Origin of the sequence: Gordonia sp. SGD-V-85 (genome assembly GCF_001456905.1) — a bacterium.
GTDB lineage: Bacteria > Actinomycetota > Actinomycetes > Mycobacteriales > Mycobacteriaceae > Gordonia > Gordonia hongkongensis.
In genome coordinates this window covers 15300-29900 of record NZ_LNQO01000028.1, presented here as the reverse complement: position 1 = coordinate 29900, position 14601 = coordinate 15300, and the positions used below count along the sequence as shown (strand labels likewise).

At 68.3% G+C, this 14601-nt stretch carries 11 protein-coding genes and 1 pseudogene; 3 read left to right on the top strand and 9 right to left on the bottom strand.

Features of this window, described 5'->3' with window-relative positions; translation table 11 throughout:
• The first annotated feature begins 84 nt into the window (after positions 1-84).
• Positions 85-762, top strand: a complete 678-nt coding sequence (locus tag AS181_RS22415; RefSeq protein ID WP_058253703.1) for a hypothetical protein — start codon at positions 85-87, stop codon at positions 760-762.
• Here AS181_RS22415 and AS181_RS22410 read toward each other — a convergent pair.
• The 6 genes and pseudogenes from AS181_RS22410 to sigK form a co-directional block, all read right to left on the bottom strand.
• Positions 742-1644: an alpha/beta fold hydrolase gene (locus tag AS181_RS22410; RefSeq protein WP_058253702.1), complete on the bottom strand. Its 903-nt coding sequence runs from the start codon at positions 1642-1644 to the stop codon at positions 742-744. The genes AS181_RS22415 and AS181_RS22410 overlap by 21 nt on opposite strands.
• 131 nt (positions 1645-1775) lie before the next feature.
• Positions 1776-2995 (bottom strand): annotated as a pseudogene (locus AS181_RS22405) (PQQ-dependent sugar dehydrogenase).
• Between the two features lie 282 nt (positions 2996-3277).
• On the bottom strand, positions 3278-4831 hold the full coding sequence (locus AS181_RS22400; RefSeq protein ID WP_058253701.1) for a succinic semialdehyde dehydrogenase: 1554 nt from the start codon (positions 4829-4831) through the stop codon (positions 3278-3280).
• Between the two features lie 67 nt (positions 4832-4898).
• A complete protein-coding gene (gene rraA, locus AS181_RS22395) occupies positions 4899-5393 on the bottom strand; it encodes a ribonuclease E activity regulator RraA (RefSeq protein WP_058253700.1) in 495 nt (164 codons plus the stop codon).
• Positions 5394-5427: 34 nt separating this feature from the next.
• Entirely contained in the window at positions 5428-6336 is a 909-nt protein-coding gene (locus tag AS181_RS22390; protein WP_058253730.1) for an alpha/beta fold hydrolase, read from the bottom strand.
• Between the two features lie 67 nt (positions 6337-6403).
• Entirely contained in the window at positions 6404-7018 is a 615-nt protein-coding gene (gene sigK, locus AS181_RS22385) for an ECF RNA polymerase sigma factor SigK (RefSeq protein ID WP_058253699.1), read from the bottom strand.
• A 376-nt stretch (positions 7019-7394) separates the two neighbouring features.
• Here sigK and AS181_RS22380 point away from each other — a divergent pair, with 376 nt between their 5' ends.
• Entirely contained in the window at positions 7395-8327 is a 933-nt protein-coding gene (locus tag AS181_RS22380; RefSeq protein WP_231742664.1) for an MBL fold metallo-hydrolase, read from the top strand.
• A gap of 26 nt (positions 8328-8353) precedes the next feature.
• Here AS181_RS22380 and lysX read toward each other — a convergent pair whose 3' ends face one another.
• Positions 8354-11767 carry a bifunctional lysylphosphatidylglycerol synthetase/lysine--tRNA ligase LysX gene (gene lysX, locus AS181_RS22375; RefSeq protein WP_058253698.1) on the bottom strand — a complete coding sequence of 1138 codons (3414 nt, stop codon included), beginning with the start codon at positions 11765-11767 and terminating at the stop codon, positions 8354-8356.
• A 119-nt stretch (positions 11768-11886) separates the two neighbouring features.
• On the opposite strand from lysX, the gene AS181_RS22370 reads away from it, so the two are divergent.
• Entirely contained in the window at positions 11887-12123 is a 237-nt protein-coding gene (locus AS181_RS22370; protein ID WP_058253697.1) for an RNA-binding S4 domain-containing protein, read from the top strand.
• 726 nt (positions 12124-12849) lie between these two features.
• Here AS181_RS22370 and AS181_RS22365 read toward each other — a convergent pair.
• Together AS181_RS22365 and AS181_RS22360 are read right to left on the bottom strand one after the other, a co-directional pair.
• Positions 12850-13521, bottom strand: coding sequence for a DedA family protein (locus AS181_RS22365; protein WP_058253696.1), 672 nt, complete (start codon positions 13519-13521; stop codon positions 12850-12852).
• A gap of 122 nt (positions 13522-13643) precedes the next feature.
• A complete protein-coding gene (locus tag AS181_RS22360) occupies positions 13644-14531 on the bottom strand; it encodes a cutinase family protein (RefSeq protein WP_058253695.1) in 888 nt (295 codons plus the stop codon).
• Between the last annotated feature and the right edge of the window lie 70 nt (positions 14532-14601).

Below are 14601 nucleotides of genomic sequence, written 5' to 3'. Positions count from 1 at the left end.
GGCACACCATTAGGATGGGTGCGAACGTGTCGCGCGGCGCAGCAGTTGCCGGGCGCCTGCCGGATACTTGCGAGGGAGCGCCGTATGACCGAGCCGGATCCGAACGCCACGCCGTCCGCCGGTGAGTCGAACCAAGACGAGCAGGCGCTGTTCCCGATCGCCGCACCGGAAGAGTCCGCCTCCGTACCCGACGCCGTACCCGCCGCGCCGGTAGCGAAGAAGGCCTCGCCGGAGACGGCTGCCGCGGAATCCGGCGGCGACAAGCTTCCGCCGAAGAAGGCGGCGAAGAAGAGCCCCGCGAAAAAGGCACCGGCCAAGAAGAGCCCCGCGAAAAAGGCCGCCGGGGCCGCACCGGCGAAGAAGTCGGCAGCCAAGAAGGCACCGGCCAAGAAGGCGCCGCCGAAGTCGGCGCCGCCCGCCCCGGAGCCAGTGGATCCGCCGACTCCGACCCCGGAACCCGAAGCGCCTCAAGTATCGTCGGCCACGACCCCGGCGTCGCCCCCCGAGCCGCCGGTGACGCACTCCCCGAAGCCGGCCCCGACCGCGTCCTCGGCCCCCGCGCCCGCCGATCCCACCCCCGCGCCCACGCATCCGCCGGTCGATGTGGTCGCCGAATCAGACGCCGCCCGTGCGACTTTCGCACAGTTGCGCTCTGGTTCGCCCACCGAACCCCCGACCACCAATCTCACGCCCGCGTATGCCGGGCTCGCAGCAGTGGTCGCGCTGATCGTCTTCGTCGTGTTACGCCGAGTCCTGCGCTGACGGTCCCACCGCCGACGGGGCGGTGGTCGAACCGTTCGCCGGGGCGAGATCGCCGACCCGGTCGAGGACCGCGGCGACAACGTCGTCGGCGTGCGCTTCCGGCAGCCAATGGTCGGCGCCGCGCAACGCGATGAACTCGTACTTCGCGTCGACCCAGCCCGAACACAGGCGGGCCGCTTCCTCGCCGATGGCCGGGTCGGCGTCGCCCCACACGAACGTGGTCGGGACGCGGACCGGCCGGGGCGCGGATCGCTTGTCGGGGAGCGGCATCGCGCGATACCAACCCAGCGCGCCGGGGAGGGCGCCGTAGTCACCGATCTCACGGGCGATCCGCGACGCGAACGGTTGCGGAAGTCCCATCCGCTCCCCGAAGTCCGGTTGTGTTCGCATCGCCCAGCCGAGGAACTTCTCGGGCAGGACCGGAATCTGGAAGGCGGCCATGTACCAGGACCGGAAGACCTGTCCGTGGCGCATCGAGCGCAGGAAGGCCCCTGGGTGCGGAACAGACAGGGCGGTCAGCGTCTTCACCCGCGCGGGATGGTGCGCGGCGACCGCCCACCCGACGAGTGCGCCCCAGTCGTGGCCGACGACGTGGGCTCGTTCGAGGCCGGCGGCGTCGAGCAGGGCGAGCACGTCGGCGGTCAGTTCGCTCTGCACGTAGTCCCGTCGGCGTGCGGGGCGAGCACCGGGCGAGTACCCACGCTGGTCCGGTGCGAGGGTCCTGAACCCGTTGTCGTGCAGGATTTCCGCGACCAGTTCCCAGCACGAGGCCCGCTGGGGGAACCCGTGCAACAGCACGATCGGTTCACCGTCGATCGGACCTTCGTCGGTGACGTCGAAGGTGTGGGGTCCGCGGTCGAACCGGGTGATGCGCGTCGTCATCGATGACCTTTCTGTGTCCGATTCACACCATGGCGATCACGCGCGCCGGACCGCCGGTACCACCGGCGAACTTCGGTGCGCCGACGACCACGGTCGAGTGCGTGTCCAACGGCTACGTTGTCGCGCATTGCTCAGCCGTCCCAGCGCACCCGCAGGATGCGGTCTGCACCTTTGCCGTCGCTGGTTGTCAGGATCAGCGAGCCGTCGGGCGCAACGGCCACCCCGCGCAGGCGACCGTGCTCGTCCTTCAGGGCCTCGGTTCGCGACACCACGTGGCGTCCGTCATCGGAGAGCTTGAGGAACACCAGTCGCTTACCTTTAAGGGCCGTCAGCACGACGCCGCCGTTGTATGCGCCCCAACCGGTTTCGGGCAGGAACGGATCCCCGGCAAAGCGATCGTCGTGTTGCCCGAACTCCAGACCGGACCGATCGCCCCCGGGACCCGGACCGGATCGGTCATCGGAACTGATTCGTCGTAGATGATCGGTGTCCGATCGGGCTTGTACCCGTAGTTGCCCCCGGCGACGATGCGGTTCAACTCGTCGTCGCGGCTCGTGCCCTGTTCGGTGGCGTACACGCGACCTGTTCCGGGCTGGACCGCCACGCCCTGTACGTTGCGATGCCCGAGGCTGTAGATCGGACTGCGCGGGTTGGGGTTACCCGGAGCGGGCGTACCGTCGAGTTTGATGTGTAAAACTTTGCCGCCCAGCGACTTCCGATCCTGGGTAGCGGATGGTGTGCCTGTGTCGCCAGTACCGACCCATAGGCTGTCGGCGGTGGCGAAAAGGCCGCACCCGGCACGACTGCCGGAGGAGGTCACGGGGATTCCACCGAGGACCGTCCGTTCACGGGTCATCTGCGTCCAGTCCGCGCTCACCCGCCACGACACCACCTTGATGGTCTGACCAGTCTGTGGGGCCGGAATCGGTGCGCCGGCAAGAGGTTCCGGCACGACAAAGGCGCCGGGCGCCGTGTACTCCGCTTGACACGAATACACGCGTCGGTTGTCCGAGAAACGTTGGTCGATGGCTAGCCCCATGAGGCCCGCCTCGTGGACCGCGAAGATCTTCGACAGGTCTGCTCTGACGTTCACTCGTTTTCCGCCGGGGCGCACTGCAACGAACCGCCCCGCGCGCTCACCGGTAAGCACCGTGCCGTCGGGTGCAACAACCACACCCCAGGGGATGGTCATACCGCCAGTCACAGCAGTGACCTGCAACGGCGCTCGAGCATGAGCTGCCGGGCCGGCGAAGAACCACCCAACCGTGACAGCCGCGGACGCGGTCATCGCCACAAGCCCACGGGCCGGTGATCGGACGGATCTCCTGCGTCCTCGACGTGTTCGGGTCACAAGGCCTACCGTAACCACGCTCACACCGACGGGGCAGGACATCGGACGTCTCGATCGGCGAAGTCATGCTTCCCGAGGCACGCCGGAAGCAGTGACGCCACGGCCAAACGGAGCGACCGGGTGGTGGCGACGCCGTTCGCGGTGAGGAATTTGCGTCCCTGTGAGCGAGGTCGAAGGGCAATCTGCCCTTCCCACACCCTGAGGTGGACGGAAATTCGTCATACTCGACACCCTTTGTGGCAACGAGTCGTCACACTCACGAATGATGCAGAGTGAACTCCCCTACCGCCCCGGCAGGTACTTCAACGCGCGGACGGCGGTCGGCGTGATGGCGCGGTAGATGCTCGTCGGGACCACCGGCATGCGGTCGATGCCGATGAAACGCTGCTCGGCGATGGTCTGCGGCTCGGTGTACTTCAGCAGACCCTCGTCACCGTGCCGGCGTCCCATCCCGGAGATACCCATGCCGCCCATCGGGGCCGCCGTCGACGCCCATGCGGCGGCGTAACCCTCGTTGATGTTCACCGTCCCGGCGCGCAGCCGCTCGGCGACTTCCTGGGCCTCAGCGCTGCTACCGGCGAAGACGCTGGCGTTGAGGCCGTAGTCGGTGTCGTTGGCGAGCTTGATCGCCTCGTCGGTGGAGTCCACCGGGTAGATCGAAACGACCGGTCCGAAGGTCTCGTTCGCGAAACACACCATGTCGTCGGTGACGTCGGTGAGGACCGTCGGCTCGAAGAAGAAGGGCCCCAGGTCGGCGCGACGCTTGCCGCCGGCGAGCACCTTCGCGCCCTTGGCAACCGCGTCCTCGACGTGTGCTTCGGCGGTGTCGATCTGGGCGGCCGAGGCCAGCGAACCCATGTCGGCGCTGAAGTCGTAGGAGGCCGATAGCTTCATCGTGGAGACATACGCGGCGAACCGCTCGGCGAAGTCGTCGGCGATCTTCTTGTCGACGTAGATCCGTTCGATCGAGATGCACAGCTGCCCGGAGTTGGAGTACGACGCACGCGCCGCGCCGCGCACGGCGTTGGCGATGTCGGCACTCGCGGTGACGACCATCGGGTTCTTGCCGCCGAGTTCGGCCGAGAAGCCGATGAGCCGACGCCCGGCCTGTTCGGCGAGGGTGGCCCCGGTCTCCGAGGAGCCGGTGAACATTACGTAGTCGGTGCTGGCCATGATCGCCTGTCCGACAACGCTTCCCGGACCGGGCACCACGGCGTACAGCTCACGCGGCAGACCCGCCTCGTACAGCAACTCGGCCAGGGCCAGCGCGCAGTACGGCGTCTGGCTGTCGGGTTTGATCACGACGCCGTTGCCGGCGATCAGGGCGGCCACCGCATCGGACACGGCCAGCGTCAGCGGGTAGTTCCACGGGCTGATGATGCCGACCACACCCTTGGGCAGGTACCGCACGCGCACGCTGGTCGCGCCCGGCAGCATGCCCTTGACCTTGCGGTCGGCGAGCAGCTTGGGGCCGTTCGTCGCGTAGTGCCGCGCGGTGATCGAGACGTCGATGACCTCTTCTTGCGCGTAGATGCGCGCCTTGCCGGTCTCGGCCTGCGCGATGTCCATCAGCGACGCCGCGTTGCGGTGGACCAGGTCGGAGAAGCGGTCGATGATCGCGGCGCGGTCGGCCGGCGTGCGGGCCGCCCATCCCTCCTGCGCCTGGCGGGCCCGGGCGACCGCCACCTCGAGATCGTCGGCGGTGGCGACCGGGATGGTCGCCATCTCCGTCCCGCTGAACGCCTCGAGGACGGGGCGCGTGGGACGACTCGCGGCGTCGTCGATGGCGACGAGCGCACCGAGGCGAGCGAAATAGTCGGCGGTGGGCTTCGGCATGTCGGTGCTCCTCAGCGCTGTGCGGGTGTCCGGTCTTCGATGTGGATCGTGGTCTGCGGTCGGGGCTCTACTGGTTGTCTCCTGCGGCGACGAGCACGATGCCGTCGTCGTCGGAGTAGACGACGTCGCCGGGGGTGAACGTCTCGCCGCCGATGGTCAGCGGGACGTCGCGCTCACCGGCGCCGGTCTTGGTCGACTTGCGCGGGTTGGTACCCAGGGCCTTGACCCCGATTTCCATCCCGCCGATGGTCTTGGCGTCGCGGATGGCGCCGTTGACGATGATCCCCACCCAGCCGTTAGATCGACCGAGTTCGGCGATCAGGTCTCCCACCAGCGCGGTGTGCACGGAGGCGTCGCCGTCGACGATCAGCACACCACCGGGATTGGACTCGCCGAGGACCGACTTCAGCAGGGCGTTGTCCTGGAAGCACCGGACGGTCGACACGCGTCCGACGAACTCTCGGTTGCCGCCGAACTGCGTGAACTGGGTGTCGCAGCTGCGGACGTCGGCACCGATCTCGTCGACGAGGTCGGCCGTCGGGGTGAAGGTCATCTCGCTCATGCCGATCAGTTTAGGTGTGACCGCAAGTAGCTGGTTACTCGCGGGTAGGGAGCGAGCGGACCCCGTCGATGATCTCTGCGACGTCGTCCGGCCGCTCCGAGACGAGGAAGTGCCGCGCCCGCGGGAGTACCGCGATGTCGCGGGCACCGAGCACGTCGGCGTACCGTCGCTGCTTCCATTCCCAGAAGTGGCGCCACCCCGGGAGCCTGGACGACGCCACGACGACGATCACCGGGACGTCCGGCATCGGCTCGGACCGTCGCAGACTCCGCAACGTCTGGTTCATCGACCCGAACGCGGCGTTCTCGACGAGAAGGGCCAGGAGGTAGGGCGGCTGCCCGAAGACGCGCGTACTCCATCGGCGCTGCTGCTCGCCTCGACCCTCCGGTGGCGCGGGCACGACGCGGCTCCACACCTGGAAACTGGGCCAGCGACGAATTCCGACGCGGCTCGTCACCGCGCGCGCCGCACCGACCACCCGATGGGCGTTGCCCACCCGGAACGACAGGGGGACGATCCGCCACGGCACCAGGACGAACGACCCGTCGAGGATGACGACGCCCGCGGTCCGCTCGGGATATCGGCGTGCGAACGCCTCCACATACAGCGACGCCAGCGAATGCCCCACGACGACAACCGGTTCGGTGATACCCCGAGCGTCCAGCACCGCGGCCATCCGCTCCACCTCGCCCAGCAGCGAGGGATGGTGACGCCGACCGATGGGATCGGACAGCCCGTAGCCCGGGCGGTCGTACCGCACGACCCGCCACGAGGAGGCCAGCCGCGCGACCAACGGATCGAGGTCGAACCAGTTGCTCCCGAGCGCCGCCATGAGCAGCAGCGGCGGTCCCGAACCCTCGTCCAGCACGTGGAGCCGATGCTCCCCGACCGTCACGAACTCACCGGGTGAATCCTGATCCGCGTCGGGTGTCGTCTCGTGCACGCGTCCAGTGTGCCCGCGCGGATGGCGCAGCGTCACCGGACGGCCCGACGCGCTCACAGCCGACCCGTCAGCGATCGTCCTGCGCGTCCAGGCAGCTCCGCAGCCGTCTCAGGCCGTCCCGAATACGGGATTTCGTGGTGGGCAGGGGCGTGTCGGTGCGCGCCGCCACCTCGGGATAGGTGAGTCCGCCGAAGTACGACATCTCGAGGCTTCCTCGCTGCAGCTCCGTGAGATGTCCGAGGCAGGTGTGCACTGCGCTCACCTCCACCGACCGCAGCACCGCTTCGAGCGGAAGATCCTGCGTCATCTCGGGTTCAGCAGCCCGGACGCCGTACTCCGACAGCCGCTCGGTCTGCATGTCCTCGGTGCGGACCCGGTCGACGGCGCGCCGGTGCGCGATCGTCATCATCCAGGTGATCACCGATCCGCGGGTCGGGTCGTAATCGGCGGCACGCTGCCAGTACTGCAGGTAGGCCTCCTGGACGATCTCCTCGGCGTAGTGCCGATCACGCACCACCCGGACGGCGAGGCCATAGATCCGCGAACTGGTCAGGTCATAGAAACGCGTGAACGCCGCACGGTCGCCTTCGGCCACCAGGGCCAGCAGGTCCCGTAGGACCTGCGATTCTCCCCCGCCCCCATGATCCGCATTCGCGGTGGCGTCGATCTCCTTCGGCGCCACGGTTTCAGGTGCTGCCGGGTCGGGGACGAGGCACGGGAAGACTCGGTGGCTGCCCGGGAGTCGCCGTGAACCGGATGTGGGTCGGTTGCATGTCAGCGACGGTCCGCCCGACGGTCCTGGTGTGCGAGCTCTTCGACAACCATTCCGGTACCTCTCGTCAGACGTCGGGGGTCGATGAATAGGTCGTTGGACCCTAGCGCGTCGTTACACATTGTGTTCGGTTGTAGCCCGTTGGGAGGACAGCAGGCCCTTCGAAGGGCCAGGACCATTCAACGACGGCGGAGTGGTACCCAAAACCTCTCCGCGGTGAACTACACATGACATCCGCTTGCCCGGAATCGGCGCGGGCACCTAGCGGTCGGGGTAGGAATACGCGGTGGCCACCTTTCGCCAGCCGGGCCCGGCGCCGGCCGAGATGCTGCGCACGGGTGCGCTCGCCGTGCGCGGCGCGTTCCGGCCGCGCCCACCGGACCGGCGACTCATCGACGCCATCGAGGACGCCGGGCTCCCCGACGGCGAGGTGACCGTCCGGGTGCGCGCCCTGCCCCAGGTTGCGCGACAGGTGCCGCTCGCCGGCCTCGTCGAGGGAGCTCGTACCCTGCGTCGCGCGTCGTCGGCGATGACGACCTTCGTGGTCGAGCACCCCGAGGCCACGTTCTTGGTCGATCCCGGCTTCTGCCGCGACGCCCACCACCGCGTCCTGCCCGAATTGCCGACGATCTTGCGCCCGCTGATCACCCCGCCGCGGTCGACGGTCAGCACCGCCGACGGTCTCGAGCTGCGGCCGCTGCACCGCTCCCCCGACTTCGCCCTGCCGACGCACGCTCACTGGGATCACGTGTGCGGCCTGCTGGACCTGCCCGGCCTGCCGGTGCGGCTACCTCGGCCCGAACGCGAATGGATACTGGCGGGCACGCGACCACCGGTCGGCGGGGTGCGGGCGGCACTGATCGACGGCCGCCGGATCCTCGACTACGAACTCGACGGCCCGCCCGTGTCCACATTCGTCGCGAGCCACGACCTGTTCGGCGACGGCTCCGTGGTCGTCGTCGACCTCGGCGGGCACACCCCCGGGAGCGTCGGCGTCCTGGCCCGCACGTCCTCCGGCCCGGTCCTGCTCGCCGGCGATGCGGCCTGGCACTTCGAGCAGGTGGCGCGCCTGCGCCAGAAGCCGAGCATCCCCGGCGAATTCGTCGACGACGACCGCGACGCGGCGTTCGCGACGCTGCACCGGCTCCACCTGGCCCGCCACACCGTGCGCGTGATCCCCACCCACGACCACGACGCCGTCGGAGCACTCTGCGGCTGAGGCGAATTCGAACTCGGTCGACCCGGTCAGGCGTCCTGCGGTTTCGCCAGCGGGAACGCGAGCGACTCGCGGATCGACTGTCCGGTGATGAGCATGACCACCCGGTCGACGCCGACGCCGAGACCGCCCGTGGGCGGCATCGCGTACTCCAGTGCCTGCAGGAAGTCCTCGTCGAGTTCCATGGCCTCGGGATCGCCGTCGGCGGCCAGGATCGACTGCTCGGTGAGACGCGCCCGCTGCTCCACCGGATCGGTGAGTTCGGTGTAGGCCGTGCCGAGTTCGACGCCCCAGGCGACGAGGTCCCACCGCTCGGCGACGCCGGGCTTGCTCCGGTGCGCACGCGTGAGGGGCGACGTCGACGTCGGAAAGTCGGTGTAGAAGGTCGGGAAGGTGGTGCGATCCTCGCCGAGGTGCTCGTACAACTCCAGGACGATCTGCCCGGCGTCCCAGTCGGGCCGGTGATTGATCTCCAGGCGGTCACACACCGCGCGCAATTCCTCGACGGAGGTCTCCGGCGTGATGTCCTGCTCCGCGCCCTCCGAGACCACCTGATGAACGGTCTTGACCGGCCACTCCCCGGAGATGTCGACGCGCTCTTCGTTTCCGTCGGCATCGGTGCGAACGATGACCGGTTCCCCGTAGGCCGCCGTCGCCGCGTACTGGATCATCTCGCGCGTCAGATCGAGCATCTTGAGGTAATCACTGTGCGCCTCATAGGCTTCCAGACTCGTGAACTCCGGGTTGTGACTGAAGTCCACACCCTCGTTGCGGAAATTGCGGCCGATCTCGAAGACCTTCTCGACCCCGCCGACACACAGTCGTTTGAGGTAGAGCTCCGGGGCGATCCGCAGATACAGGTCGAGGTTGTAGGCGTTGATGTGCGTCTGGAACGGGGTGGCGTTCGCGCCGCCGTGGATCTGCTGCAGGATCGGCGTCTCGACCTCGAGAAAGCCACGAGCGCCGAGGAAGTCACGCAACGACTTCACGACGAGACTGCGGGTCGCCAGCGACTTGCGCGTCTGCTCGTTGATGGCGAGGTCGACATAGCGCTGGCGGACACGCGCTTCCGGATCGGTGAGGCCGGCCCATTTGTCGGGTAGCGGACGCAGGCATTTGCCGTTGATCCGCCAGGCGTCGATCAGGATCGACAGCTCACCCTTCCGACTCGTGCCGACGACGCCGCGGGCCTGGATCAGATCCCCGAGGTCGACGTCGGTACCGAAATCGGGTGTGCCCGGGATGATCCGGGAATCCTCGACCAGCACCTGCACCTCGCCGGACCAGTCGTGGACGTCGGCGAACACCACTTTGCCGAAGTCCCGAAGTCGCGTCACGCGTCCGGCGACGGTGACGACGGTTCCCTCTGGTTCGGCCTTGGCCGCCGCGATCGTATGAGTGGGTTGATCGGCCGGCGGGTACGGATCGAACCCGCGCTCGACGAGCCGGTCCATCTTCTCGAGTCGGACGCGCACCTGTTCCGGCCGGTGGACGATCGCACCCTCGGGTGTGGCTGCCTCGGCGTCGAGCTCGGCGATGAGCGCGGGCGCGTTGACACCGGGCGGGATCGACGGCGGCCCCTGCGTGTAGTGCTTGGCCCGTCCGAAGCGCGGCAACGTGATGAAACCCTCGGTCACGATCGCGGCTAGGCCCACCCGGGGCAGGATCCGGCTGTCCTCGAAGCACAGGTAGCGCGACTGCCAGTCCGGCAGATACTTCGCATTCGACTTGTACAGCGACTCCATCTGGAAGAACCGCGAGCCGAACATGAGGATCGAGTAGCCCATCCGCATCACGGGCCCGGCCCCGATCTGGGGGCCCTGCTCGAAGAACGCCCGGAACGCCGCGAAGTTCAGCGACACCTCGGTGATGCCCAATTGCTCTGAGTTACGGCACAACTCGGCGACCATCGTCTCCACGACGCCGTTGGGTCCGTGCCGGTCACGACGCATCAGGTCGAGCGAGACACCCCGGCGCCCCCAGGGCACGAAGGACAGCATGCCGACGACCCGCTCGCCGGGGGTGCCCTCGTCCATCACGGCCTCGACCAGCAGGCAGTCGCCGTCGGCGGGATCGCCGATGCGCGAGAGCGCCATCGCGAAGCCGCGTTCCTCGTCGGTGTCGCGCCAGTCGTCGGCGCGCGCGACGATCTGCGCCATCTCGGTGTCGCCGATCTCGTTGTGTCGTCGGATGCGAACGCCGACCCCGGCACGACGGGTGCGGGTCACGGCCTGGCGCACCGCCTTCATGGCCGGCCCGCTGAGGCTGAACTCGCGCGTGTGCAGGATGGCCTCGTCGCCGATGTTGAGTGAGACGAAACCGGCGGCGTCGAAGGCGGCCGCGCCACGCGGGCTCGACCCCATGGATGCCGGATGCCACCCGTATTTCTCGCACAGGGTGAGGAATTCGGCGATGGCATCCGGCCACGACTCCGGATCGCCGATCGGGTCACCGCCCGCCAGTCCGACGCCTACCTCCACCCGGTAGGTGATCGCTGCCCGACCATCGGGCGAGAACACGACGGCCTTGTCGCGACGGGTCGAGAAGTACGCGAGCGAATCGTCGTCGTTGAATCGCGTGATCAGCGCCCGGATGAGCGCCTCGTCCTCGGCGGTGATGAGCCAGCGCAGCCGTTGCGACCGGAACAGCACGACGGCCGCGGCGATCAGCGCCAGCGCGCCGAACAGTCCCAGCAGACCGTTCACGAACAGGTGGGTGTGCCGACCGTCGAACGAGGCATCCTGGTCGATGGCGCCGAACGCCACGACCCGGTTGAACGCGTACGGCAACCGGTCGCCTCGGGTCAGCGTGTGCGGGAACGCCCACACCAGGGCCCAGCCCAGCAGCGTCGCGATCGCCAGTCCGGCGATCAGGGTGCCGAACGCCGCCAGGACGGCGCCTTTGCGGACCCGTGTGTAGAACTGGCGGTATGTCGACAGCAGGAACATCAGGGCAAGCGCGTCGATGAACAGTCCGAGGTAGATGTTCGTGCGGTCCCACCGCGTCACGCCCAGGTCGTCGGCCAGCGACGGCACGAGATAGAGCGCGTTGGTCGCCATGAACAGGATCAGGTAGATGACGCTGATCCACCAGGCGATCCGCTTGCGGGCCGAGAGCGCGACGGCGATGAGGGCGAGCACGAACGCCCAGGCGAAGCTGGTGTCGGGGAGGGTGATGAGGTAGTCGTCGACGTAGCGGCGGGGGTCGTGGATCAGATGCCGTATCGCCGGGAAGAGGCTGGACAGCAACGCGATTGCCGCCAGGACACCGACGATCGTGCCGGCGATGTGCGGGGCGCGGGACCCGAACCCGGAGGGCCGTCGGATCTTGTCGAGCAGCGCGAGGGACCTGCGGTCGGCCGCGGTGGGCGTCCGCGGTCCCACGTCGCGGTGCTCGCCGGGATTCTCGGGGTCGACCGGCGCGAGGGGGGTGTCGGTGGCCATGCGTAAAAGGTAGTCGGGATGAGAGGTATGTCCCGGCACTCCACGCGGATTGGCCCCGTCCGGCACAGATCGTCTTGCGTCCCCGACGGCCGAGGTGGCCCGGCGGGCGGTGGAACGGCATGATCGAAGCCGTGTACGACGTGACGATCCGGGACGACTCCATCCGACTCGGCCAATTCCTCAAACTCGCCAACCTGATCGAGTCAGGGGCCGAGGCCAAGGAGGTGATCGCCGACGGTCTGGTCACCGTGAACGACGAGGTGGAGACCAGGCGCGGCCGTCAGCTGACGATTGGCGATGTGGTGTCGGTCGGCGGGATGAGCGTGCGAGTCGTCGCCGAAGGCGACGTGCCCTGATCCGAAGAAGCGTCCCCCATTGCTCCCTGAGGTGCGAGGAGCGACAGCGACGAGCCTCGAAGGGCGCTAGGACCGTACGCCGAACCGTCTGAGCTCGGCGGGTGTGATGAGTCGCTCCGCTTCGGCGGGGAACATCGTCGTGGAACCGCGGCGGCCCCCGAGTCGCCCGCCGGTCAGCGAGTTCAGCAGAGAGCCCCGGCGGGGCGAGTGAAATGTGTCAGCCAACTTCATGACCAATCACTTCCTGATACTTCACATTCGTTACAACGGACTGGAACTTTGTTTTACTGTAGCGGCTGTTCCCGGTCGTGTCGCCGGACTTTCCAGTGGCTTTCGCCACGCCCCCGCGACTGCCGACACGTGTGAATCCCGCAGCTCCGGTTCCCGAAACGGCGAGTGCCGCACACGACGGCTAGATCGATCGTCGCACGAGAACTGTTACCTCGCGCGTAGCGACGCGCCCCTCACCTGCATGAATGACCCGGGCGCGGCCAGGCGTTCACTCGCCCCCGCGGGTCGCCGTCGAACGACCGAAGCCGCCGACCCGGGATTCGGGCCGGCGGCTTCGGTGTGATGGACGACGATGGCGGTCGGTGCGCCTCTCGGCAAACAGGCCGCTCGAAGCGGCAAAGGGTGGGACCCGGGGCATTGAGTCGGTCACCGTCGCGGGGTACAACCGCGCTTCCGCACGAGGTATTCCATGGGTCGTCCCACTCTCCCGGCCCGCTATCCCGCGGCACTGGCGCGGCGTCGGCGGACCCGCTTCACGACGAACCAGGCGACCATGAGAACCAGCACGGCGATCACGATGTTGCTCAGCACGCCACTCCACCGTTCGAGTGCGGGGGCGATCGCCGGACCGAAGCCGAAGCCGATCCCGATCCACAGCGCGTTCCACACCCCCGACCCCAGCGTCGTGTACGCGGTGAAGCGCCAGAACGGCATCTTCTCGATGCCCGCCGGGATGGAGACGAACGACCGGACGAGGGGCACGCACCGACCGAGGAGAACCGCCATTCCGCCCCAGCGGACGAAGTACTCCTCCGCCTTGTCGAAGTCGTCGTAGTCGAGCAGCGGCATCCGGCCGACGAGTCGCCGGGTGCGATCGCGGCCCAGAGCCGCACCGATCCAGTACCAGAGCCAGGCCCCGACGAGCGACCCGATGGTCGCCGCGGCCCAGGCGAGCCAGACGTTCATGCGGCCCTCGTAGGCGAGGAAGCCGGCGCCGGGAAGAACGGCTTCGGACGGAATGGGCGGCAGGAAGGTCTCGAGGAGGATCGCCACCCCGACACCCAGCTCGCCGAGCGTGTCCATGAGGTCGAGAATCCAGCCGATGAAACCGCTGTGACCTTGCGACGGGTCGGTCTGGGCGAGTACGGCGGCGAGCTGCGTTGGCAAGGAGATGTTCCGTCTGTCCGAGGGCGGGCGGCTGGTCCCCGGCTTCGGTGACCACTTCGGCCGCCACTCTAGTCGGACGTCCGATTCATCCGGTTCTCGTGCAGGTCAGCCGACCGGCGCCGTCAGGCGAGGCCGGCGAGGAACCGGTTGGCCCACTGCACCGCGGTCACGCCGGGACGGACCTCGAAGTCCCGGTAGGTGCCGTGCGACCCGGACTGGAGGAATTGGTTGAACGACCTGATCTGCTCGCGAGCGCGCGCGTCACCGAGCTCCTGCGCGATCTCGCCGGGGCCGCCGAGGGTGAGCAGTTCGGAGAAGATCGCGCCCGCCTCGGCCTGGTACTGCACGATCTGGCTCGGCGTCGGGTCGCTGGTCTCGGCGAGGTAGCCGACGATCCGAGTCACGTAGTAGTCGCGGGGCACGTTGCAGTAGACGTCGGTGGGTTCGCAGAGGGTGAACGCCCTGGGCAGGACCCACCCCATGCCGTCGAGGCGTGGTCCGCCACTGCCCTCACCCCTCAGGGCGGGGCCGATGAGATTGTCCCGCTTGGACCGCCGCGGATCCGCGATCAGCACGACCCCCGCGACCTGGCTCGGACGGATCGCGGCGCGACCGGTGCCGATTTCGGATGCGAGGTCACCGGCGGCGTCGGCGCCCTGGCTGTAGCCGACGAGCGCGATCCGGGTACCGGGGCATCGTCGGAGCATCTGAAGGGCGAGCCCCGTGGTGTTGGCAACCGCCTGCGCCTTGGACTTGCCGTAGATCGCCTTCTCCCACGGGAACGCCGTGGCGTCGTAGCCGACGTACTGCACGCGGGTTTCCGGTCCGAGCCCGGCGGTGATCTCCCCCAGCACACCCGGGCTGGCGCCGTTGGACCAGGTCCCGGGGACCGCGAGCACATAGATCTCCGGGCACCCCCGGGGCGCGGCGGTCGCCGTCGGGACGGCGAGCACACCGCCGGCCAGGAGCGCACACAGCAGGGCACATACAGTCGCGACGATCCGACGCATGGTCCGTTCCCTTCGTACCGGCCGAGGAGGCAGCTTCACCGCCGAGTCTAGGTCGGGCGTCCGGCGGGCG